Origin of the sequence: Euzebya pacifica (assembly GCF_003344865.1) — a bacterium.
In the GTDB taxonomy this organism is placed as follows: domain Bacteria; phylum Actinomycetota; class Nitriliruptoria; order Euzebyales; family Euzebyaceae; genus Euzebya; species Euzebya pacifica.
Genome location: NZ_CP031165.1, coordinates 4620919 through 4642704, shown reverse-complemented (window position 1 = coordinate 4642704; position 21786 = coordinate 4620919). Strand labels below are relative to the sequence as shown.

14 protein-coding genes are annotated in these 21786 nt (G+C 71.0%); 8 read left to right on the top strand and 6 right to left on the bottom strand.

The window, feature by feature from the left end; genetic code table 11:
- Positions 1-101 precede the first annotated feature (101 nt).
- Positions 102-422, bottom strand: a complete 321-nt coding sequence (locus DVS28_RS19890) for a PepSY domain-containing protein (protein ID WP_114593025.1) — start codon at positions 420-422, stop codon at positions 102-104.
- A 117-nt stretch (positions 423-539) separates the two neighbouring features.
- Between DVS28_RS19890 and DVS28_RS19885 the strand changes: the two genes are divergently transcribed.
- Both DVS28_RS19885 and DVS28_RS19880 read left to right on the top strand, forming a co-directional pair.
- Positions 540-1223, top strand: coding sequence for a response regulator transcription factor (locus DVS28_RS19885; RefSeq protein WP_114593024.1), 684 nt, complete (start codon positions 540-542; stop codon positions 1221-1223).
- Between the two features lie 464 nt (positions 1224-1687).
- Positions 1688-2587, top strand: coding sequence for an ATP-binding protein (locus DVS28_RS19880; protein WP_425461056.1), 900 nt, complete (start codon positions 1688-1690; stop codon positions 2585-2587).
- On the opposite strand, the gene DVS28_RS19875 is transcribed toward DVS28_RS19880, so the two are convergent.
- Entirely contained in the window at positions 2580-3197 is a 618-nt protein-coding gene (locus tag DVS28_RS19875) for a maleylpyruvate isomerase N-terminal domain-containing protein (RefSeq protein WP_164710803.1), read from the bottom strand. The two genes, DVS28_RS19880 and DVS28_RS19875, sit on opposite strands and share 8 nt — an antisense overlap.
- 147 nt (positions 3198-3344) lie before the next feature.
- Between DVS28_RS19875 and DVS28_RS19870 the strand changes: the two genes are divergently transcribed.
- The 4 genes from DVS28_RS19870 (at position 3345) to DVS28_RS19855 (ending at position 12708) form a co-directional block, all read left to right on the top strand.
- Positions 3345-4979 (top strand): acyl-CoA dehydrogenase family protein, encoded by a 1635-nt coding sequence (locus DVS28_RS19870; protein WP_114593021.1) that lies wholly within the window; start codon positions 3345-3347, stop codon positions 4977-4979.
- An 89-nt stretch (positions 4980-5068) separates the two neighbouring features.
- Entirely contained in the window at positions 5069-7927 is a 2859-nt protein-coding gene (locus DVS28_RS19865) for a M14 family metallopeptidase (protein WP_114593020.1), read from the top strand.
- A gap of 130 nt (positions 7928-8057) precedes the next feature.
- The gene (locus DVS28_RS19860; protein WP_114593019.1) at positions 8058-10697 is read left to right on the top strand and encodes a putative bifunctional diguanylate cyclase/phosphodiesterase; all 2640 of its coding nucleotides are present in this window, start codon (positions 8058-8060) and stop codon (positions 10695-10697) included.
- 37 nt (positions 10698-10734) lie between these two features.
- Positions 10735-12708 (top strand): putative bifunctional diguanylate cyclase/phosphodiesterase, encoded by a 1974-nt coding sequence (locus tag DVS28_RS19855; protein WP_114593018.1) that lies wholly within the window; start codon positions 10735-10737, stop codon positions 12706-12708.
- Here DVS28_RS19855 and DVS28_RS19850 read toward each other — a convergent pair.
- Positions 12689-13465: a nitrilase-related carbon-nitrogen hydrolase gene (locus DVS28_RS19850; protein ID WP_114593017.1), complete on the bottom strand. Its 777-nt coding sequence runs from the start codon at positions 13463-13465 to the stop codon at positions 12689-12691. The two genes, DVS28_RS19855 and DVS28_RS19850, sit on opposite strands and share 20 nt — an antisense overlap.
- A gap of 23 nt (positions 13466-13488) precedes the next feature.
- Complete coding sequence (locus DVS28_RS19845) at positions 13489-14706, bottom strand: aminotransferase class I/II-fold pyridoxal phosphate-dependent enzyme (RefSeq protein WP_114593016.1); 1218 nt, start codon at positions 14704-14706, stop codon at positions 13489-13491.
- A 147-nt stretch (positions 14707-14853) separates the two neighbouring features.
- Between DVS28_RS19845 and DVS28_RS19840 the strand changes: the two genes are divergently transcribed.
- Both DVS28_RS19840 and DVS28_RS19835 read left to right on the top strand, forming a co-directional pair.
- The gene (locus DVS28_RS19840) at positions 14854-15498 is read left to right on the top strand and encodes a lytic transglycosylase domain-containing protein (protein ID WP_114593015.1); all 645 of its coding nucleotides are present in this window, start codon (positions 14854-14856) and stop codon (positions 15496-15498) included.
- 71 nt (positions 15499-15569) lie between these two features.
- Positions 15570-18119 carry a cell wall-binding repeat-containing protein gene (locus tag DVS28_RS19835; protein WP_114593014.1) on the top strand — a complete coding sequence of 850 codons (2550 nt, stop codon included), beginning with the start codon at positions 15570-15572 and terminating at the stop codon, positions 18117-18119.
- A gap of 951 nt (positions 18120-19070) precedes the next feature.
- Here the strand turns inward: DVS28_RS19835 and DVS28_RS19830 are convergent.
- The gene (locus tag DVS28_RS19830; RefSeq protein WP_114593013.1) at positions 19071-19994 is read right to left on the bottom strand and encodes an HpcH/HpaI aldolase/citrate lyase family protein; all 924 of its coding nucleotides are present in this window, start codon (positions 19992-19994) and stop codon (positions 19071-19073) included.
- 97 nt (positions 19995-20091) lie between these two features.
- Positions 20092-21762 carry a dihydroxy-acid dehydratase gene (ilvD, locus tag DVS28_RS19825; protein ID WP_114593012.1) on the bottom strand — a complete coding sequence of 557 codons (1671 nt, stop codon included), beginning with the start codon at positions 21760-21762 and terminating at the stop codon, positions 20092-20094.
- Positions 21763-21786 lie beyond the last annotated feature (24 nt).

The window sequence follows — 21786 nt, the reverse complement described above, 5'->3', positions numbered from 1 at the left end:
GGCGCGGGATGGGTCTGCCGAGGCTAGACGGGGCAGGAGTGGGCCCCAAAAAGCGAAACGACCGCCGCCCTGGGGCAGCGGTCGCAGACGGAGGGGTAACGTCAGTCGTCGTCCGCCCCGTCCTCGACCTCTTCGCCGACAACGGCGAAGGACTCGTCGAGCTGCACGTCGACCTCGCTGCCGTCCGGGAGGGTCACCTCGACCTCGTAGTAGCTCTCCTCGTCGCCGACCTCGGTCTCGGTGACCTCGCCCTCGCCGGTGTGGGCGAGCGCTGCGGCGCTGGCCCGGTCCAGGGCCTCGCCGGTGATGGGGGTGTCCGGGCCCTCGTTCTCGTCCTCGCCGCCGGCGATGGCCACGCCGCCCATGGCGAGCGCCGCGGTGGCCAACGCGCCGAGCAGGACTGCGATCAGCTTGCGGTTCATGTGTGTTCCTTCCTCGGTGGTGTGCTCTTGCTCGCCCCAGCGTGTGACAGCCACCTGACCGCAACCTGACAGCGTGTCAGCGCGGGTTCAGCCAGCGCTGGCAGGATCTGCCATGCGATGAACGTGCTGCTGGTGGACGACGACGTGACGCTGCTGTCGAGCTTGCGTCGAGGCCTGCACGCCGAAGGGATCTCCACCACCGAAGCGCACGACGGGCCCGAGGGCCTGGCACTTGCCGAGGCCGGCCGCTTCGACGTGATCGTCCTCGACGTCATGCTGCCGGGTCGCAACGGCTACCAGGTCTGCGCCGACATCCGTGCACGCGGCGACGACACGCCGATCCTGATGCTGACCGCCAAGGACGGGGAGTGGGACGAGGCCGAGGGGTTGGACACGGGCGCTGACGACTGGGTCACCAAGCCGTTCTCCTATCCGGTGCTGGTGGCTCGACTGCGGGCGCTGGCCCGGCGCCACGGTGGTCGCGACGGCCAACCCTTCACCGTCGGTGACCTGCACATCGACCCCGGCGCACGACGGGTCAGCCAGCGCGGTCGGCCGGTTTCCCTGACGGCCCGCGAGTTCGACGTGCTGGAGTTCCTCGGGCGGCGGCCCGGCCTGGTCCTCAGCAAGGGGCAGATACTCGATGCCGTGTGGGATCAGGCCTGGGACGGTGACCCCAACGTGGTCGAGGTCTACGTCTCACGGCTGCGTCGCGCGCTGGGTTCGACGGCCGTGGAGACGGTCCGGGGGGTCGGATACCGGCTGGCCGACGTCGCTGACGACCAGGGACCACCCACGTGACCCGAGGCGGATCGGGTCGACGTTCGCTGCGGGCACGGGTGACGGCGACGGCGGCGGTCGTGGTCACCTTCGTCCTGCTGGCCGGCGGAGCGGGGTTGGTGCTGGTCCAGCAGGAGGTGCTGCTGGACGGAATCGACGACACGCTGGTGCAGCGGGCCGACGACATCGAGGGGCTGCTCGGGGGTGACAGCCTGCCCGACCAGCTGGCCAGCCGCGACGGGGACGACGCCCTGGCCCAGGTCGTCACCGCAGACGGCGACGTGCTGCTTGCCAGCCCCGTGGCCGACGGCAGCGCGCCGCTTGCCCCGGACGTGGACCGACAGGCCCTCCGCACGATCGACATCCCGGTGGACGACGAACCGTTCCGCGTGCTCAGCCGGCCGGTGGTCATCGACGCGGGCCCGGCGGGCACCGCTGCGGTGCTGCACGTCGCGACGACCCTGGAGCCGGTCAGCGAGAGCCGGATGGCCCTCGTCGCCTCGCTCGCCGTCGGGCTTCCGGTCACGGTCCTCGTGCTCTGCGGGGTGGTGTGGTGGGTGGTTGGTCGGACCCTGCGCCCGGTGGCGGCCATCCAACGGCAGGTCGCCGCGATATCCGGCGTGGACCTCGGCCGTCGCGTGCCCGAGCCGTCCACGGGTGACGAGATCGCCCAGCTGGCCCGGCTGATGAACGACATGCTCGATCGGCTCGAGTCCGCGGCAGCCACGCAGCGGCAGTTCACCTCCGACGCGGCCCACGAGCTGCGCAGCCCCCTGACACGTCTGCGAGCCGAGCTGGAGGTCGACCTCGCCCACCCCGAGACCGTCGACCACGACCGGACGACCCGTCGGGTGCTCCACGATGTCGCTGGCATGCAGGCCCTGGTCGACGACCTGCTGTTCCTGGCCCGGCACGACGAGGCGGACAACGGCCCGAACCGCGCCTCCGTCGACCTGCTCGCCATCGCCCACGAGGCCGTTACTGCCCGCAGGGACGGGGTGGCCGTCGAGGTGAGCGGCGCCGACGTGGTGGTGGATGCCGACCGACGTCAGGTCGTGCGGGCGATCCGGAACCTGGTCGACAACGCGGTTCGGCATGCCCGGTCGCAGGTCACCGTCGAGGTCGGCCGCGAGGGGGTCGTGACGGTCACCGACGACGGGCCAGGCATCCCCTTCGCCCGGGCCGAGGAGGTCTTCGGTCGGTTCGTGCGCCTCGACGAGGCACGTTCGGCCGGCGACGGCGGGGCCGGGCTCGGACTTGCGATCAGCCGCGGGATCGCCCGTGCCCACGGCGGTGACGTGGTCCTCGACACCGCCCACGTGGGCGGCGCACGGATGGTCCTGCGACTGGCGGCACCGAGGGGTTCAGCCGACCGGATCAGCTGAGGACGGGCAGGCGCGGGTCGGGATGTGGGTCGCGGCCCGTTGCCGCCATCACGAACGCCGTCCCGGTGAGCCCGCCGGGCATGTCGCCATCGAGCAGGGACCGCAGGATGCGCTCGGTCATCGCCAGCGCCGTCGGGTCGGTCCGTTCCGGGACATCGAGGGCTCGGCACAGGTCCAGGCCGTGGACCACGAGCTCGAGCACTCGGGTCGCGCTGTACTCCTCGAGGGTCATCGGACCCATGAAGGTCGGCACGATGCGATCGGCCGGCTCGGTTCGCAGCGCCGCGGTTGTGGCCGTCCATGCGGCGGTGAAGGTCCTCGCCAACGCGGCGGTGCCGATCCGGGTGGCGTCCGCCCTCGAGCGGTCGGCGACCCCCGTCGCGGCGGCCCGATGGTCGAAGCGGAAGTACTCGACCCGGTCGCACACGGGCACCTCGCCATCCACCGGCTGGGCCAGGTAGTGGGTGATGCGGTCGGCGGCCCTGATCAGGTGGGCCACCAGCTCGGCGACCGACCACTCGCCGAGCCCCGGCGCATCCCAGTCCTCCACCGTCGCGATCGATGCCTCGACCGCGCGTGCGGCCCCCTCGAACGGCTGCAGTGTGTCCATGGCCGCATCATCGTCCGGTCGTGGCATGCCGATCCGCAGGCCACCGGCACGGCATGCCAGCCGACCCTGTGACCGGGGTCAGGTTTCTCCGTTGGCTACCGGCAGGTAACAATGCACCGACCACCGACGCCGAACCGAGGTTGCCCCATGACGCTCGACACTGCCCGCACCATCGTCTCCGCCGCACGCGAGGTCGTCGACGGCGCCGTCGCGCGGCTGGCAGCGTCGGCCAGCAAGGACGGCCGGATCAGCATCGAGCTGGTCGACCGCGAGCAGCAGCTCGCTTATGACCTCGCGAGCGCTGCGTCCCGTGTCGCTGCGGCGGAGCAGATGCTGGACTACGGCGAGAAGGGTGGCCTGCAGGCCCGCCTGACCCTCGCGTTCGCCGGGGAGATGGCCGCTGACCTGGCCGCACGCCTGGCCGGTCGCGAGGACGACTGGGACCTGTCCGCCGACGCGGCCTGGAACGGTGAGGGGTTCGCCACGGCCTTCCGCGCCGCCCGCGACACCGCCCTGCTGGAGGAGCTGGGGGAGGAGGTCAGCCGCACGACCGAGCTGCCCAGCGCCCTCAACGAGGAGATGTCGATGGTGCGCGGCACGTTCCGCGACTTCGCCGAGACCAGGGTCAAGGCCGTCGCCGAGCACGTGCACCGCAACGACGCCGACATCCCCGACGACATCATCACCGAGCTCGCCGAGATGGGCTGCTTCGGCCTGTCCATCCCCGAGGAGCACGGCGGCTTCGCCGAGGGACACAGCGAGAACGACTTCATGTCGATGGTCGTGGTCACCGAGGAGCTGTCCCGCGGGTCACTCGGCGTGGCCGGATCGTTGATCACCCGGCCCGAGATCCTGTCCAAGGCCCTCGTGGGCGGGGGCACGGAGGAGCAGAAGGAGCGGTGGCTGCCGGCCATCGCCGCCGGTGAGCTGATGTGTGGTGTCGCCGTCACCGAGCCCGACTACGGCTCCGACGTTGCCGGCATCAAGGTCCAGGCCATCAAGGACGGCGACGACTACGTCGTCAACGGCGTCAAGACCTGGTGCACCTTCGGTGGCAAGGCCAACCTGCTGATGCTGCTGGCCCGGACCGACCCCGATCGGTCCAAGGCGCACAAGGGCCTGAGCCTGTTCGTGGTCGAGAAGCCGTCGTTCCCCGGTCACAGCTGGGAGTACGAGTCCCCGCTGGGCGGCCGGATGGAGGCCAAGGCCATCCCGACGCTGGGCTACCGCGGCATGCACTCCTTCGAGATCTCCTTCGAGGACTACCGGATCCCGGCAGCCAACGTCGTCGGTGGCGAGGAGAAGCTCGGCAAGGGCTTCTACCTGCAGATGGATGCCTTCGCCAACGGGCGCCTGCAGACCGCGGCACGGGCAACGGGTGTGATGCAGGCGGCCTTCGAGGCGGCCGCCACCTACGCCGGGGAGCGCCACGTGTTCGGCGTCCCGCTGGCCAGCTACGGCCTGACCAGGACCAAGCTCGGCCGGATGGCGGCGATCATCGCGGCCTCGCGGACCTTCTCCTACCGTTCGGCGCAGCTGCTGGGAGCTGGCTCGGGCCAGATGGAGGCGTCGATGGTCAAGGCCTTCAGCTGCCTGGCCGCGGAATGGGTCACTCGCGAGGCCATGCAGATCCACGGTGGCTTCGGCTACGCCGAGGAGTACGCGGTCAGCCGCTACTTCGTCGATGCCCGGGTCCTGTCGATCTTCGAGGGGGCCGACGAGGTCCTCGCGCTGCGTGTCATCATCCGCAAGCTGCTGCAGGACGCGCTCGACGCGGGCTGATCCCGCGGGGGAGCGCAGGCAGGAGAACGGGCCTGCCATGTCGAACTCACGGCTCGACATCGACTGACGAGCCGAAGCGAGACATCGACATGGCGGGCACATCCATCCTCTCCGGTACCGGGCGCATCCGGACACTGGCGCTCATCGCGGCGCTGGCGGTCCTCGTGGCCCTTGCGCCGCTTGCGACCTCCACCCCGGTGGCGGTCGCAAGCCCCGTGGCCGACAACCCCGAGACCTACGCCCTGTGCGGTCGGGTCTTCCCCGACCCGCAGGCCTACTGGGCCAACGGCCTGGGCGAGGAGACCCCCCATCCCGGGGTCGGCTCCCCGTTCGCCAAGGGCAACGCGGTCTGTGCTGCCCGCCACTACCTCGGCTTCGAGGAGACCATCGCGGGGCTGCGGTTCATGGCCGACGAGCTCGACGTCACCCGTGACTTCGTCGACCTGATCGACCTGTCCCGGACCGACGAGTTCGACGACGTGCTGCAGGAGGAGATGGGGGACGGCCACTCCGAGGGCAACGGGACCGAGCTCGGCGACCGCGACGAACGTCCGCTGTACATGGTGCGGGTCACCGCCCCGGAGGACGCGCGACTCCTCGGCGAGGCGGTCGCGCCCGTTCCGACCGCCGACCGTGACCACTTCGTCTGGTCCCTGTCGGTCCACGGCATCGAGCGCGCCGGCGCCGAGGGCGGCATCCGGGCCATCGAGGACCTGGCCACCTGGGCCTCGCAGGAGCCCGAGCGGCTGCTGCTGGAGACCGAGGGCGCCGACATCACCACCGAGGGCGGCCGCCTGGCGCGCAACCTGCCGGTCGGCGAGGTCATGATGCGTTCGGTCAGCTACTTCGTGCTGCCCAACCCCGACGGCTGGACCCGCGGCGACGTGCAGGAGGGCAGCACCGCCTTCCAGCGCTTCAACGGCAACGGCATGGACCTCAACCGCGACTGGCCCGAGATCGGCTACACCGACCCGTCCTTCACCCCGTGGTCGGAAACGGAGTCCCGCAGCCTCGGCAAGGCGCTGCAGGAGGTCAGCGACGAGTGGACCGGTGGCATCGACCTGCACGGCATGGTCGAGGCGAACGCCTTCTCCTACACCCTCCTCGGCGGGTCCCAGCGGCCCTACGACGAGAACGAACGCATCATGGAGTTCGTCGAGCAGGCGTGGCGTGACGCCGAGACCCGGCTGGCCTGGTCGCCGATCATCAAGCCCAACGACGCACCCGAGCAGTGCGTGGAGTTCGCCGGGGTCGCCCCCAACGGCGACACCCACCTGCCCCCCGGCGAGGACTGCGACCAGCGGTCCTACGGCGTGCAGTACGGGACGATCTGGGACACCATCGAGTACACCGCCACCGGCGCGCTGGGCAACTGGATCGACTCGCCGATCGGCCTGGACGCCGACGGCATCGACAACGAGATGATGCTGTCGCACCTGGGCAACTGCGGGGTCGGTACCTGCTACGTCGCCGAGGCCGAGCAGCTGCACGTCGACGGCAACAAGGGCCTGATCTACTCGATGCTCAACTTCGAGCTCGAGCCGGTCGACGGCCGGTTCGACCTCGACGGCACCGACGTCGGCTACCTGGTCAACCCCCGCCGCCTCGTGGACCCGGGCGTCGAGCTTCGGCCCACCCCGGCCGATGCCGTGGACATGCCCGACCTCGCCGGGACCGCGATGACCAGCACGGGCGACACCGTCCTGGCCGAGTTCACCGTCGACAACGACGGCAGCGACCTCGGCCCGCTGGACACCCAGTACTACGTGGCCGGCATCTCCGCCAGCGTCCGCTTCCAGAACGTGACCCACCAGTCGGTGCACGTCGGCGAGGTCAGGGTGCAGCGCTTCGACGACGCCACCCAGCGCTGGGTGGAACGGCCGACCTACGGCTCCGACGGCGCGGTGTACCGGGTCGCCGGCGACCACTCCGACTGGAACCACCCGGCCGACGGCCAGTACCGCGTCATCGCCAACACCCTGCAGCCGATGCGGATCACCTACGAGGTCGAGCTGTCCACCGCCCCCGTGTGGGACGACCCCGTGCAGGCTGCCTACGACGTGTCCAACATGGACTTCTTCACCGAGCTCGAGCCGTGGTTGGCCGATGACACGACCCTGACCGCGATCGACGTCGACGAGGTGCTGTCCGGCGAGCGAGACCTGTCGGACTTCGACACGGTCATCGCCGTCGACGGCGCCTTCCTGCCCGGCTACGTCACCGATCTCGACACCTACGAGACCTTCAGCCAGGGCCTGCTCGACCTGCCCGCCACCGGGTACACCGCGACCGACGCCGCGGCCATGGGGACACGTCTGGCGGACTTCGCCCGAGCGGGCGGCAACGTCGTGCTGACCGACGACGCCGTGCAGGCGGTCGCCTTCATGGACCTCGGGCTGTCGCTCGACGACGTGGCGGTCGAGGGCGTCTACGCCGGACACGCAGTGTTCTCCAACGGCTACGACCACCCACTGGCTGCCGGGACCAACAACCCGGGCGCGGCCGAGGGGGCCGGCGGTCGGCGCCAGACCGCCGAACCCCTGCCGATCGGCTACTCCATCGAGGACGGCGAGGACAACATGCCGAACTGGGGCATCGCTGCCTCGGCCGTGGAGGGTGCAGGCGGCACGGTGGTGACCACCACCGATGGAGCCGACGAGCTGTCGTCGATCGCGGAGATCCCCGTCGGCGCCGGCGTCGTACGGACCTTCGCGTCGGTGCTGACGTTCCCGACCACGGCGTACTTCCACCCGCACGGCCTGTCGAGCTACGGGCTGACCGACCACGGCTACACCATCCTCGACAACCTGATGACGTGGCAGAACGACGCCCAGGCAGCGACGCCCGACCTGGTCGACGACGACATCGCGTGGATCGCCTCCGATGTTCCGACTCGGGTCATGGTCGACGGCTCCAACCAGCTGCCGGAGGCGTTCCTGGTGGACTGACGCGAACCCCGGGTCTGGGTATCGTCGGGGACCTCACGTGGATTGCCCCGCCGCCGATTGGCGGGGCATGATGCTGCAACGTGGGCCGGGCGAAAGGGCCCCGGGGGCTCCCGACGACGACAGTGAGGGCGTGATCCAGACGACTGCAAGCCGGCTGTCGTGGGTCCTCGGTGCCATCGCGGTCGTGATCGGCCTCGGCGTCCGCACCGTGCTGTCTCCGGATGCGGTGCGCACCAGCTACGCGGGGATCATCCTCGTCCTCGGCGTGGTCAGCCTGGTCGGGGCCGTGCTGGCCATCCGCCGTAGCGTCCCGAACGCCGGCCCCTGGGCGGCGTACGGGCTCGGCCTCGGCCTGTCGCTCCTGGCGGGCGGTGTCGACACGCTGTTGCCGCTCGGAGACTCCCGCGCCGGCTACCTCGTCGTGGTGCTGGTCGGTGTGCCGCTCGTCGCCTGGGCGGTGCCGACGTTGCTGGGACTGCGGCACTCACGGGTTGAGGACGTCCTCGACAGCGCCCTGGTCGCGGTCTCCGCCACCTTCTGGGCATGGGAGCTGCGCTTCCAACCCCGCGCTGCCGAGGTGTTCGACCCCGCGTCGCTGGTCCCGATCGGGTTCGTGTGCTTCGTGTTCGCGGTGGCCACCCTCGCCCTCCTGACCGGGAACGGCGGGCACATCAGCAGGGTCCGCTGGATGATGTCGGCGGGGTTCGCGCTCGAGGCGATCGCGATCATCGTCTTGCCCCAGAGCATGACCGGTGGACGATACGCCGAGCAGGCGGTCGGCACGAGCCTGATGCTCGGCGGTGGCGTGCTGCTCGTGACGGTCCTCTGGATCGTCGCCAACGGGTACCGCCCCGAGGCCGATCGGGAACCGCGGACCCTGCGCTGGTGGGCGCCGATGACGGTCGCCATCATCAGCTACGTGGCGCACACGGGCGTCCGTCGCTTCAGGCCCGAGGCCGGGTTCGACCCCGTCGAGCTGGTGCTGGTCACCGTGGCGGGGCTGACGCTGGTGCTGCGGGTCGTTCGCATGGTGCGCACGGAACGGCTGCTCAGCCGGCGCCTCGACGCCGACCGCCTGCAGCTGGAGACGCTGCTGCACGACGTGCAGGACAACATCCTCATCGTCGACCGGGACTTCGTCGTGGTGCGGCAGGTGGGCCACCGGCTGGAGGAGGGTCCGGGCCTCGCGGACATCGTGTTGCTGGACTTCGTCCACCCCGAGGACCGGGAGTCGATGTGGATCGACAAGGCCGCAGCGGCCCGCGCCCCCGGGACGTCGATCTCGCGTGAGGTGCGGCTGGTCATCGACGGACAGCTGCGCTGGATCGAGGGGGTGATGGTCGACCGGTTCGACACCCCGTCGGTGGGCGGGTTGGTCGTTACCTTCCGGGACATCACCGACCGTCGGATCGCGCAGGAGGACCTCCGGCGCCGCGCCATGTACGACCAGCTCACGGGGCTCGCCAGCCGCGACACCCTTCGGTCGGTCGCGGCGGAGCTGCTGCAGGGAGCGACGTCGACCTGTCCGGTTTCCATGCTGTACTGCGACCTCGACCGGCTGAAGGTCGTCAACGACAGCCTCGGCCACCACGTCGGGGACGAGGTCATCTCGGCGGTCGCGGAACGATGGAACGCCCTGCTGCCGCCCCGTGCCACCCTCAGCCGCTTCGGTGGGGACGAGTTCGTGATCTGCTATCCGCACGAACGCGGCCGCCTCGACGCGCTGGAGTTCGCCGAGGCCCTGCTCCGAGACCTTCGCACACCGCTCCGGATCGCGGACAACGAGCTGACCGTGTCGGCGTCGATCGGCGTGACCACGATCACCGCCGGCGGCACGACGATCGACGAGGCGCTGCGCGATGCCGATGCCGCCCTGTACGAGGCCAAGGGCGCTGGACGCAACCAGATCAAGGAGTTCGATCCCGCCATGCGCCGCAGTGCGCTGGAACGGCTGCACCTCGAGCAGGAGCTCCGCCGGGCGTTGCGGGCCGGTGACGTCGTCGTCCACCTGCAACCCATCGTCGACCTGGCGACGGGGCTGCCGGAGTCCTTCGAAGCCCTCGTCCGCTGGCACACCGAGGATCGAGGGTGGGTGCCGGCGCCGACGATCATCTCCCTCGCGGAGGAGACCGGGCTCATCGTCCCCCTCGGCGAACAGGTCCTGGACCTGGCCTGCGAGGCCATCGCGCGCATCAGGCGGCTGACCGGCGCGCCCATCCGTGTGGCGGTGAACACCTCCGCGATGCAGCTCCTGCGTCCCGGCTTCGGCGACACGGTGCGCGCGACCCTCGAGCGGCATGGGCTGCCGTCGGACGCGCTCGTGCTGGAGGTCACCGAGAGCATCCTGCTCGACGAGGAAGGGCTGGCCCGCGGGACCCTGCGGGACCTCCACGTGCAGGGGGTGTCCATCAGCCTGGACGACTTCGGCACCGGTTACTCCTCGCTGAGCTACCTGGGGACCTTCCCGCTGGACCAGCTCAAGCTGGACCGCGCCCTGGTGACCGGCACCGCCGAGACGGCGACGGGTGCGGCGGTGCTTGCCGGCATCATCCGGATCACCCAGAACCTCGGCCTGCCCGTCGTGGCCGAAGGGCTCGAGAACCTCGCCGACGTGAAACGGCTCCGGGGGCTGGGCGCCACCCTCGGCCAGGGCTGGCACTACGCACGGGCCATGGCGCCCCAGGACGCCCTTGACTGGGCCCTCGCACGGGTCACCGATGGGCAGCGCACCGAGCCCGGTGTGACGTGGTCCTCCGAACGACCGTCCTGAGGCTCAAGTCTCGGCGACCGAGGACGATCCAGAAGGCATGCCTACTCGGTCCTTCGCGCTGCCCCGCAGATCGGCGCCTGCGCCGTTCGGGCGGGCGTGGGGGCGTTGGCGCCTGGCACCGATCTGGGCCGCCTGCTTCGCAACGGTCGTGGCGGTCGCACTCCGGGGAGGACTGACCCCGCTCACCGCCGCGGCCCTCGTGGTGTCCGTGGGACTGCTCACATGGCGTGCGGCGCGCGTCGCCCATCAGCACGCGACCCTCGTCGGGGCGGTCGACAGCGACCGGCGCCGACTGCGGACACTCCTCGGGGATGTCGCCGACCAGGTGGTCATCTGCGATGACCACGGGCTGGTGACCGAGGTCGTGGGTGCGGGCAACGGCGCGATGCTGAGCACCTCGGGGCTGGTCGGTACCCGCATGCTGGACCTCGTCCACGAGAGCGACCGCGCCAGCGCCCTCGCAGCGATGGAAGGCGCCCTGTCCCAGCGGGGTCGATCCACGCCGTGGGAGGGTCGGGTGCGCGTGCCCGGTGGACTGACGGCGTGGGTGAACGCCGCGGTGGTCGATCGACGCGACGATCCCGACGTGCGCGGTCTCGTGGTCACCTTCCGGGACGTCACCGTCCGACGGGCAGCCGAGCAGGAGCTGGAACGGCTGGCCCACTTCGATCCGCTCACGGGGCTGCCGAGCCGGGCGACGCTGGTGGCCGACCTGCGTGCGGCCCTGCTGCACGCCTCTCCGACGCACCCGGTCTCGGTCCTCTACTGCGACCTCGACCGGCTCAAGGTGGTCAACGACAGCCTCGGCCACCACACCGGGGACCTGCTGATCGCTGCGGTCGCCAAGCGCTGGACCGACGCCCTCCCCGGCCACACCACGCTCAGCCGGTTCGGCGGGGACGAGTTCGTCGTCCTCGTCCCGCATGTCGAGGACGGGCCGGGTCCCGCCGCGGTCGCGGATGCCATGGTTGCCGCGCTCGACCAGTCGATCGTCGTGGCCGGCTACGAGCTGACCGTCACGGCCAGCATCGGCCTGGCGACCGTCATCGACCGCGACAAGGCGGCCGAGGACGTCCTGCGCGACGCCGATGCCGCCCTCTACGAGGCCAAGACCGGCGGCCGCAACCGGGTCGTGGAGTTCGACACCGACATGGGCGACGCGGCGGTCGAGCGCCTTCTGCTGGAGAGCGACCTTCGCAGCGCCCTGCGCTCGGGGCTGATCGAGGTCCACCTCCAGCCGATCATGGACCTCGCGACACGCCGTCCGTCATCGTTCGAGGCGTTGCTCCGCTGGGAACATCCCGTACGAGGGTGGGTGCGACCCGACAAGATCGTGCACGTGGCCGAGGAGACCGGCCTGATCGTGGAGCTGGGCAACGTGGTGCTGGAGCTGTCCTGCCAGGCCATCGCCTGGATGCGGGACCTGCTGGGCACCCCGGTCAAGGTGGCGGTGAACACCTCTCCGCTGCAGCTGGCCCGCGCAGAGTTCATGAGCACGGTCGACGAGGTGCTTCGCCGCTACGACCTCCCGGCGAGCGCGCTGGTGATCGAGGTCACCGAGGGGATCCTGCTGGACCCCGCCGGACAGGGTCGCGCGACCCTGCAGGCACTGCACCACCGGGGCATCGGCATCAGCCTGGACGACTTCGGTACCGGGTACTCCTCGCTGAGCTATCTGGGGACCTTCCCGCTCGACCAGCTGAAGCTCGACCGGACCATCACGAACGGGGCGACCGAGACGGCCACCGGCCTCGCGGTCCTGCGCGGTGTGCTCCACATGACCGAACAGCTCGGCCTGCCGGTGGTGGCCGAGGGGCTGGAGACCGAGGAACAGATCGCGCAGCTGACCGCGCTCGGTGCCACGCACGGCCAGGGCTGGGGCTTCGCCGCCGCGATGCCGGTGTCGGAGGCGATCAGGTGGGCTCGTCGTTGGGCGAGCGACGAGACCGGCGACCAGGGCAGCGACGACCGCGGGGCGCCACGCGCCGGAATCAGCGACGATCAGCCATGAACGGGAAGCGCGTGCGCACGTCGGTGACCGTCGCAGGGTCGACGTCGGCCAGGACCATCGTGTCGGTCATGGCGCCTGTGGCCAGCGCGTAGCCGAGCGGATCGATGATCATCGAGTCGCCCGAGTACTCCACGTCGTTGCCGTCAGTCCCCACCCGGTTGCAGGCGGCGACGTAGGCCTGGTTCTCGATCGCCCGGGCGGTCAGCAGCGTCGTCCAGTGGCGGCGGCGTGCGCGCGGCCAGTTGGCGACCACGACGTACAGGTCGGTGTCGGCGGCGGTCTCCCAGAAGTCGTCGGCGAACCGCAGGTCGTAGCAGACGAAGAAGGTCGTGCGGACGACCTCGCCGCCGCCGGTGGGGATCGGGAGGGTCAGCCGCTGCGTGCCTGGGCTGTAGTGGTCGGTCTCGCCGGCGAAGGAGAAGGGGTGGATCTTTGCGTACCGCCCGAGCTCGCCGTCGGGGCCGGCGACGACCAGGGTGTTGGTCGGTTTGTCGTAGCCGGGGGAGCGCATCGAGATCGACCCGCAGACGTGCAGGCCGTGGGTGCTGGCCTGGTCGACCAGCCACTGCACGGATTCACCGTCGTGGTCCTCCGCGATCTCCTCGGCGTTCATGGAGAAGCCGGTCGGGAACATCTCCGGCAGGACGACGAGGTGGGCCCCCGCGGCAGCCGCCGCCCACATGCGGTCGGCGAGGCGGCGACGGTTGGTCTCGTGGTCCTCCCACTCGAGGTCGGACTGGATGGCGGCAACACGCATGTGAACCTCCGGGGTCGGCCTGGCTAGCTGGTGCGGGACGAGGTGGGGGACGGGTTGCGGGACATGCTCGGCAGGCCGGCCTCGAGGCGGGCGATGCCCTCGGCCAGGGCCTCGTCGGTCTTGCAGAAGGCGAAGCGAGCCAGCCCTGTATGGGCCATCGGGTCGGTGTGGAAGACCTGTATCGGGATGGCACCGACGCCGACGGCCTCCGGCAGCCGGTTGCAGAAGGCCATGTCGTCGTCGAAGCCCAGCGGACGGATGTCGCAGGCAACGAAGAACGTCCCGTCCGGCACGGTCACGCCGAACCCGATGCGGTCCAGGGCCTCGCACAGCAGGTCCCGGCGCCGCAGGTAGTCCGCAGCCATGTCCTCGACGTACGTGTCGTCCCAGACAAGCGCCTCGGCGACGGCATGCTGCAGCGGCGTCCCGGACGTGAAGGTCGTCCACTGCTTCGCCGCCCGGATTGCGTCGGTCAGCTCGGGGGGTGCGCAGGCCCACCCGACCTTCCAGCCGGTCACCGAGAAGGTCTTGGCGGCAGAGGAGATCCGCACGGTGCGTTCCCGAGCGCCCGGCACGTGGCAGATCGACCGGTGCGGGCCGTCGAAGACCATGTGTTCGTACACCTCGTCGCTGATGATCACCGCATCGAGCGCGCCGGCGACCTTGACCACCAGCTCCAGCTCCTGATCGGAGAAGGTCTTGCCGAGGGGGTTCATGGGTGTGTTGATGATGATCGCCCGGGTGGCCCGGCTGGTGGCGGCCACGAGGTCCCCGGTGTCCAGCCGCCAGCCACCGTTGACCTCGTCGGGGCGGAGGGGCACACCCTTCACGACCGCCCCGGCCATGGATGCGGCGGCGGGGTAGACATCGAAGGCGGGTTCGATGACGACGACCTCGTCGCCGACGTCGCACAGCGCGTTGAGGGTGGCGAACAGGGCCTCCGTCGCCCCGGTGGTGACGGTGACCTCCGTGTCTGGGTCGTAGGTCAACCCGTGGTGGCGGGCTGCGTGTTCAGCGACGGCGCGACGCAACGCCGGGATGCCGTTGCCGGGCGCGTACTGGTTGCGGCCCTCGCCGATGGCCCGCTGGGCGGCTTCGGTAAGCGCCGCCGGGGCATCGAAGTCGGGGAACCCCTGCCCGAGGTTGACCGCATCGTGGCGCAGCGACAGGGCCGACATCTCGGTGAAGATCGTGGTGCCGAAACGCTGCAGTCGGCTCGTGAGCTGTGGCTGTCGGGGCATGTGTCCGCAGAGTCTAGGGGGACGAGGTGTGGGTGCCGAGGCTCCGGGGAAGGGTGTGGCGACGGACCGCAACTTCGAGGGGAGTTCCGGGTCCAAGGGCCGACAGGCTGGCGTTCGGCTGGCCGCGGAGACCCTCCACCTCATCCCATGACGACCATCACCACCACCCCCACCGCGTGCATCAACGGCACCGCCATCCTCGGCGCCGCCGCAGCGCTTGCCGTCCTGTGGCTGCTCGCCGGGCCCCTCGGGAGCATCGGCGCCGCCTCGGATGTGTCGTTCGAGAGCTCCGCCGATGCCGATGCCCAGCCCATGGACGAGGCGGGTCCCGCGGTTCCCCTCGCCCACCGTCCAGCCGTGCACCCGGCCGCCGCGACGGAGGGCCCGGTTGCGGCCGCCCTCGACGCGGCGGCGGCGGAACACGGGGTCGACCGGTCGCTGGTGCGGGCGGTCGCGTGGGTCGAGTCGTCCTTCCGTGCCACCGTCCGGTCCGATGCGGGCGCCGTCGGGATCATGCAGCTGATGCCGGCGACCGTCGTGCACGCCGAGGAGCTGGTCGGCCACGACCTGGATCCGCTCGACGTGCAGGACAACGTCCGCGGCGGCGCGGCCTACCTTGCCCACCTGCTGGACCGAGCCGACGGAGACGTCGCCCACGCCCTGGCGGCTTACCACCAGGGATGGGCGGGCGTGATGCGCGACGGCGTCAGCAGCACCTCCGCGGGCTACGTGGACCGGGTCATGGACCTGCACCAGCAGCTGGAGGGCCACCGCTCCGGCGCGTGGGCCTGACCCGCCTCGCCGGATGACGAAAGGACGACAGCAGGGCTGACGGCGGTGCCCATCCCATAGGGTTGCCGACGATGAACGCCCCGCAGCTCCTCCGGATCGCCCTCGTGTCCTGCCTGCTCCTCCTCCTCGGCCTGCCCGTTGTGGCCGACGGGGCGACCGAGCTGTCCGACACCCTCTACGTCATCAAGGAGGGGGAGGCGCTCAGCAACGTCGAGGTCGCCGTGTCGTTGTCGCAGTCCACGCCGCTCGCGTCGACTCGGGTGCTGATCGGACGGGACGACGTCTTCGTGGACTCCATGACCTCCGGGGTGCTGCAGGGCGACAGCCCCCTGCTGCTCGTCCCGCCGGCCGGTCCCGTCCCCGACCTGGTGCTGGACGAGCTGGCCCGCGTGGGTCCGTCCCGGGTGACGCTGCTCGGTGGCGAGAACGCCGTGCAGCCAGCCGTGGCCGAACAGCTGTCCGCGGCGGGCTACACCGTCGATCGACGCCAGGGGGCGTCCCGCTTCGAGACGGCCATCGCCATCGCCGAGGACGGCCCGGCGACCTCCACGGCCATCCTCGCCCGGGCCTTCCCCGCGCCGGATGCCGGTGACCCGACACAGGGGTTCGCCGACTCCCTGGCCGCCGGCGGCATGGCCGCGGAGAACGGCTGGCCGATCCTGCTGACCGAGACCGATCGGCTGACGCCGGCCACCGCTGACTACATGGCCACGGCCGGGTTCGACCGGGTCCTGATCATGGGTGGGACGGCCGCCATCAGCCAGGCCACCGAGGACGCCGTCGCGACCATGGTCGGCCAGGTCGACCGGATCGCCGGTCCGACCCGGTTCGGCACCGGGGTGGAGGTCGCCAAGGAGCTCGGCGCGGACTCCGCCGCTGACGTCGACCGGGTGACGCTCGTCGACGGCCAGGCCGCTGACGCCTGGGCCGGGGGGTTCGCCGCTGCGGCGCACTCCGCCCACTTCGATGCCCCGATCGTGCTGGCCACCGGTGAGGTCCTGCCGCCCGAGACCGAGGCGTTCCTGTCCGGCGGGCCCGGCGCCTCGGCGTTCGCCCAGGACCCCGGTGCCATCAGGTTGACGTGCGTGATCGACAGCGACATCTGTGAGGAGGGGCGAGTGGAGCTGGGCCTGCCACCCCGTGTCGAGGTGACCTTCACGCCGGCGACCGGGGCCACCGCCGCGCCGGGGGCGTCCGTGCTCGTCGATGTCGGCACCGCCTCGGCGACGGTCTCCGGCGGGTCGTGCGTGGACGGCGCACCGTTCCCGCTCGCTGACGACGGCGTCGTCGAGCTGACCGCATCGCCCCAGGGATCGGCCTGCGAGCTGGTCGTGACCATCGACCGTGGCGACGGCCTGACCCAGACCGAACGCGCCACCTACACCTTCGGTGCGCCGACCTCGACCCTGCAGTTGGTGTCGGCCGGTACGGATGGCACCGCCGTGGGCGGAACGCTCCCGGACGTGGCGGCAAGCGCAGGTGCGGTGGCCTTCGTGTCCGGCGGCGGCCCCGGCGGCCTCGCCGCCCCGGGCCCGATGCACAGCTACGTGCAGGCCCAGGCCCTCGAACTCCTCGACATCCGTCCCGACGGCACCCCGGCACAGGGCAACCTCGCGGTGTCCGAAGAGGTCCGCCCACGCCTGAGTGGCGATGCCCGATGGGCCGTGTTCAGCTCCGCAGACGCCGGGCTGGACCCCGTGGCAGCCGGCGTCAACGGCACCAACGCCTACCTCCGCGACCTGCAGTCGGGCACCACCACGCTGCTGTCGATCGACGCCCAGGGCGAGCCGGTCCGCAGCCCCGCCCACGCCGACATCTCCGACGACGGCACCCTCGCGGTGTACCGGGGCAACGGGGCCGGGCCCACCGGGACCCAGTCGGTGCACGTGTTCGTCCGAGACCTGTCAACGGGGGAGGTGGACGTCGTCCGGACGTCGTCGGGGCAGCCTTTCACCAACGCCGACGTCGTCGCCCTCGACCTGTCGGCGGACGGCTCGACCATCGTCATGACCTCCGCCCGCCGGGACCTCGTGGAGTCCGACACGACGACCACGTCCGACGTGTACGCCGTCACCTGGGACCGGGCGAGCGGCCAGACCGACATCCGCATCGTCAGCGTCGACGGCCAGGGGGTGCAGGGCGACGGTGCGGTGCCGGCCGACCGGGTCAGCACCAACGCCAACGGCGGACTCGTGGCCTTCGCCAGCTCCTCGACTGGGCTTGCCGGGACCGGCGGCAGCGGCACCGACGTGTTCCTGCGTGACCGTGCCGCCCAGTCGACGCTGCTGATCTCCTCGACGGGGGACGCGACGACCCAGCTCGATGCGGCCTCCCGCCCCGACATCGCCGATGCCGGGACGGCGGTGACGTTCCTGTCGACCACGGCACCGGACGGCATCGCCCCGAGCGACGGCTGCGGCGTCTACCGGGTCACGCCGATGCCGCTGCAGCTGACGCGGGTCGACGTCGCCGCCGACGGCACCCACAACACCAACTTCACCTGCGCCGGCGGGGACAGCGCCGCCGTGGCCGACAACGGCCTCGTGGCCTTCGCGGTGTTCGGCGACCTGCTGCCCACCGACACCAACGGCGCCACGGACGTCTACGTGTCCTTCGGCTGACCCTCGTGGCCGACCGGGGCTGCCCTGGCGGCTGACCTGGCGGCCGCTGATCCGGGGCTGCCCTGACGGCTGACCGTGCGGCCGCTGGAGTTGTGCAGCTCGGCCGGCCGGCCGGGTCAGGTGCACCTCTTCTCGGGAGGTCTGTGCAGCTTGGCCGAGATTCCGGCCGAGCTGCACATCACGGCTGGGCCAGCCGGGCCAGCCGGAGCGGCGGGCCAGCGGGAGCGGCCGTCGGTCGACGCGGCCGATGGGATTGTGCAGCTTGGCCGGCTGACCGGCTCAGCTGCACCTGCACCCGGGAAGTCTGTGCAGCTTGGCCGAGATTCCGGCCGAGCCGCACATCACGGCCGGCCGGGCCAGCGGGCATCAGGGGGGCCTTCGGTCGACTCGGCCGATGGAGTTTGTGCAGCTCGGCCGGCCGGCCGGCTCAGCTGCACTTCTTCTCGGGAGGTCTGTGCAGCTTGGCCGAGATCGCGGCCGAGCTGCACATCACGGCCGGCCAGCCGGAGCCGCGTGACCGGCCGAGCTGCACATCACGGCCGGGCCAGCCGGGCCAGCCGGAGTGGCGTGGCCAGCCGGAGCGGCCGTCGGTCGACGCGGCCGATGGGATTGTGCAGCTTGGCCGGCCGGCCGGCCAAGGTGCACCTGCACTCGGGAAGTCTGTGCAGCTTGGCCGAGATTCCGGCCGAGCCGCACATGACGGCCGGGCCAGCCGGGCCAGCCGGAGCGGCGGGCCAGCCGGAGTGGCGTGGCCAGCTGGAGCGGCCAGGTCAGCCGGGCGGCCGTCGGTCGACGCGGCCGATGGGATTGTGCAGCTTGGCCGGCTGACCGGCCAAGCTGCACCTGCACCCGGGAAGTCTGTGCAGCTTGGCCGAGATCCCGGCCGAGCCGCACATCACGGGATCACGGCCGGACCAGCCGGTCGGGGCACGCCGACCGGCCGGAGCGGCCTCAGCTGTGGGTCATGCCGGCGGCCTGGCCGCGGCCGGCGATGACCTCGGCCATCTTGCGGCTGGCCTCGTCGATCATCACGTCGCCGAACATGACGGCGCCGCGGGCGTCGGAGCCGGTGGCCTTCTCGTAGGCGGCCAGCAGGTCGGTGGCGTGGTCGAACTCCGCCTGGGTGGGGGAGAAGACCTCGTTCACGATGTCGACCTGGGCGGGGTGGAGGACCCACTTGCCGTCGTAGCCCAACGCCTTGGCCATGCCGGCGACCTCGCGGAGGCCGGCGTCGTCCTTGATCTTGGCGTACGGCCCGTCGATGACCTGCAGTCCCGCCGCCCGCGCCGCGACGAGGATGCGCATCAGCACGTGGTGCCAGATGTCACCGGGGTAGGTGTCGGAGCGCTCGCCCAGGGTCGTCGATGGCATGCCCAGCGCCGCCGACATGTCGCCCGGGCCCAGGATGAGGGTCTCCAGGCGCTCGGAGCAGATGGCGATGTCGTCGATGTTGGTCAGGCCCTCGGCGTCCTCGATCTGCGCCTCCAGCCCGATGCGGTGCTCGATGCCGACCTGCTGCTCGATCATGCGCAGCATGTGGTCGACGAACTCCAGCTGACCCGGCTCCTGGACCTTGGGGACCATGATGCAGTCGATGTGCTGCCCGGCCGCCTCGACGACCTCGACGAGGTCGCGGTAGCAGAAGTGGGTGTCGACGGCGTTCACACGGACCACGACGGTCTTGTCGCCGAAGTCCTGCTCCTCCAGCGCCTGGATCACGTTCTTGCGCGCCTGCGCTTTCTCACCGGCAGCCACGGAGTCCTCGAGGTCCAGGAAGACCTCGTCGACGGCCATCCCTGCGGCCTTGCCCAGCATCTTGGTGCTGGATCCCGGTACCGCAAGGCAGGTGCGACGGGGACGGACGGTGGCGGTCATGGTGGCTCCTGTGGGGACGGGGTGTTGGGGGCCGAGGCTAATGGACGCCTCGACCCCGTTCCCAACCCTGCGGGTCCGACAGGCCCGGGACGCCCGATCAGCCGGTGACCGCGCCCAACTCCGCGCCGCTGACCAGCTTGGCGTACTTGGCCAGCACACCGGTGGTGTAGCGGGGCTCGGGGTGCTTCACCGTCGCCCGGCGGGCCTCCAGCGTTGCCTCGTCCACCAGCAGGTCCATCGTGCGGGCGGAGATGTCCAGGCGGATGGTGTCGCCGTCCTCGACCAGCCCGATGGGACCGCCGTCGACGGCCTCGGGGGCGCAGTGGCCGACCGACAGGCCGTGGGTGGCCCCGGAGAACCGACCGTCGGTGACCAGCGCGACGTCGCCGCCACGACCGGCACCCTTGACCGCCGCGGTCACGGCGAGCATCTCGCGCATCCCGGGGCCGCCCTTGGGGCCCTCGTAGCGGATGACCATGAAGTCACCGGGGACCAGGCGGCCGTCCAGCACGTATTCCATGGCGGCCTGCTCGCCGTCGAACACCCGAGCGGTTCCCTCGAAGACCATCTCGTCGACGCCGGCGATCTTGACGATCGCGCCCATCGGGGCCAGCGACCCGCGCAGGACCGCGAGGCCACCGTCGACGTTGATCGGGTGGTCCAGGTCGCGGATGACGTTGCCGTCGGCGGCCGGCGTGTCGGTCAGATCCGACAGGTTCTCCTCCACCGTCCTGCCCGTGACCGTCATGCAGGACCCGTCGATCAGGCCGCGCTCCAGCAGCATCGACATCACGACGGGGATGCCGCCGGCCGCGTCGATCTCGCTCATCAGGAACCGGCCGTGGGGCTTGGAGTCCACGACGTGGGGGACCTTGCGGCCGATCCGGTCGAAGTCGTCCAGGGACAGCTCGACCCGGGCCTCGTGGGCGATCGCCAGCAGGTGCAGCACCGCGTTGGTCGACCCGCCGACCGCCATGACGACGGCGATGGCGTTCTCGATGGAGGCCTTGGTGATGATCTGGCGTGCGCGGATGCCCTTCTCCAGCAGTCCCATGACGGCGGCGCCGGCCTTCTCGGCGAACGCCGCGCGACGGGGGTCGATGGCGGGCGGCGAGGCCGAACCCGGGAGCGACAGGCCCATCGCCTCCAGGGCGCTGGCCATCGTGTTGGCCGTGTACATGCCACCACAGGAGCCCTCACCGGGGCAGGCGTTGGACTCGATGGCGTGCAGACGCTCGTCGGTGATCGTGCCGGCCGCGTGGGCACCGACCGCCTCGAAGACGTCCTTGATGTCGATCTTCTGGCCGTCGAGCTCGCCCGGCATGATCGTGCCGCCGTACATGCAGACCGCCGCAAGGTCCATGCGTGCCGCGGCCATGGCCATGCCGGGGATGGACTTGTCGCAGCCAGCCCACGTGACCATGCCGTCCAACCGCTCGGCGTGCATCACCGTCTCCACGGAGTCGGCGATGACCTCGCGGGACACCAGCGAGGTCCGCATGCCCTCGTGGCCCATCGCGATGCCGTCGGAGACCGCGACGGTGTTGAACTCGATCGGAAACCCGCCGTTGGCGCGGACGCCGACCTTGGAACCCTTGGCAAGACGGCTGAGCGGCATGTTGCAGGGGGTGACCTCGTTCCAGGACGACGCCACGCCGACCTGGGGCTTGTCGAAGTCCGCCTCGGTCATGCCGACGGCGCGGAGCATCGCCCGTGCCGGGGCCCTGGTGGGGCCGTCGGTGACGTCGGTGCTGCGGGGGCGATCCATGGGGTCTCCTGGCGATGATGGCGA

Coding starts and splice junctions, on each gene's coding strand:
- DVS28_RS19870 (WP_114593021.1), top strand. CDS start 3,345: ATGACGCTCGACACTGCCCGCACCATCGTCTCCGCCGCACGCGAGGTC.
- DVS28_RS19880 (WP_425461056.1), top strand. CDS start 1,688: ATGGCCCTCGTCGCCTCGCTCGCCGTCGGGCTTCCGGTCACGGTCCTC.
- DVS28_RS19855 (WP_114593018.1), top strand. CDS start 10,735: ATGCCTACTCGGTCCTTCGCGCTGCCCCGCAGATCGGCGCCTGCGCCG.
- DVS28_RS19845 (WP_114593016.1), bottom strand. CDS start 14,706: ATGCCCCGACAGCCACAGCTCACGAGCCGACTGCAGCGTTTCGGCACC.
- DVS28_RS19885 (WP_114593024.1), top strand. CDS start 540: ATGAACGTGCTGCTGGTGGACGACGACGTGACGCTGCTGTCGAGCTTG.
- DVS28_RS19890 (WP_114593025.1), bottom strand. CDS start 422: ATGAACCGCAAGCTGATCGCAGTCCTGCTCGGCGCGTTGGCCACCGCG.
- DVS28_RS19840 (WP_114593015.1), top strand. CDS start 14,854: ATGACGACCATCACCACCACCCCCACCGCGTGCATCAACGGCACCGCC.
- DVS28_RS19835 (WP_114593014.1), top strand. CDS start 15,570: ATGAACGCCCCGCAGCTCCTCCGGATCGCCCTCGTGTCCTGCCTGCTC.
- DVS28_RS19850 (WP_114593017.1), bottom strand. CDS start 13,465: ATGCGTGTTGCCGCCATCCAGTCCGACCTCGAGTGGGAGGACCACGAG.
- DVS28_RS19865 (WP_114593020.1), top strand. CDS start 5,069: ATGGCGGGCACATCCATCCTCTCCGGTACCGGGCGCATCCGGACACTG.
- DVS28_RS19875 (WP_164710803.1), bottom strand. CDS start 3,197: ATGGACACACTGCAGCCGTTCGAGGGGGCCGCACGCGCGGTCGAGGCA.
- ilvD (WP_114593012.1), bottom strand. CDS start 21,762: ATGGATCGCCCCCGCAGCACCGACGTCACCGACGGCCCCACCAGGGCC.
- DVS28_RS19830 (WP_114593013.1), bottom strand. CDS start 19,994: ATGACCGCCACCGTCCGTCCCCGTCGCACCTGCCTTGCGGTACCGGGA.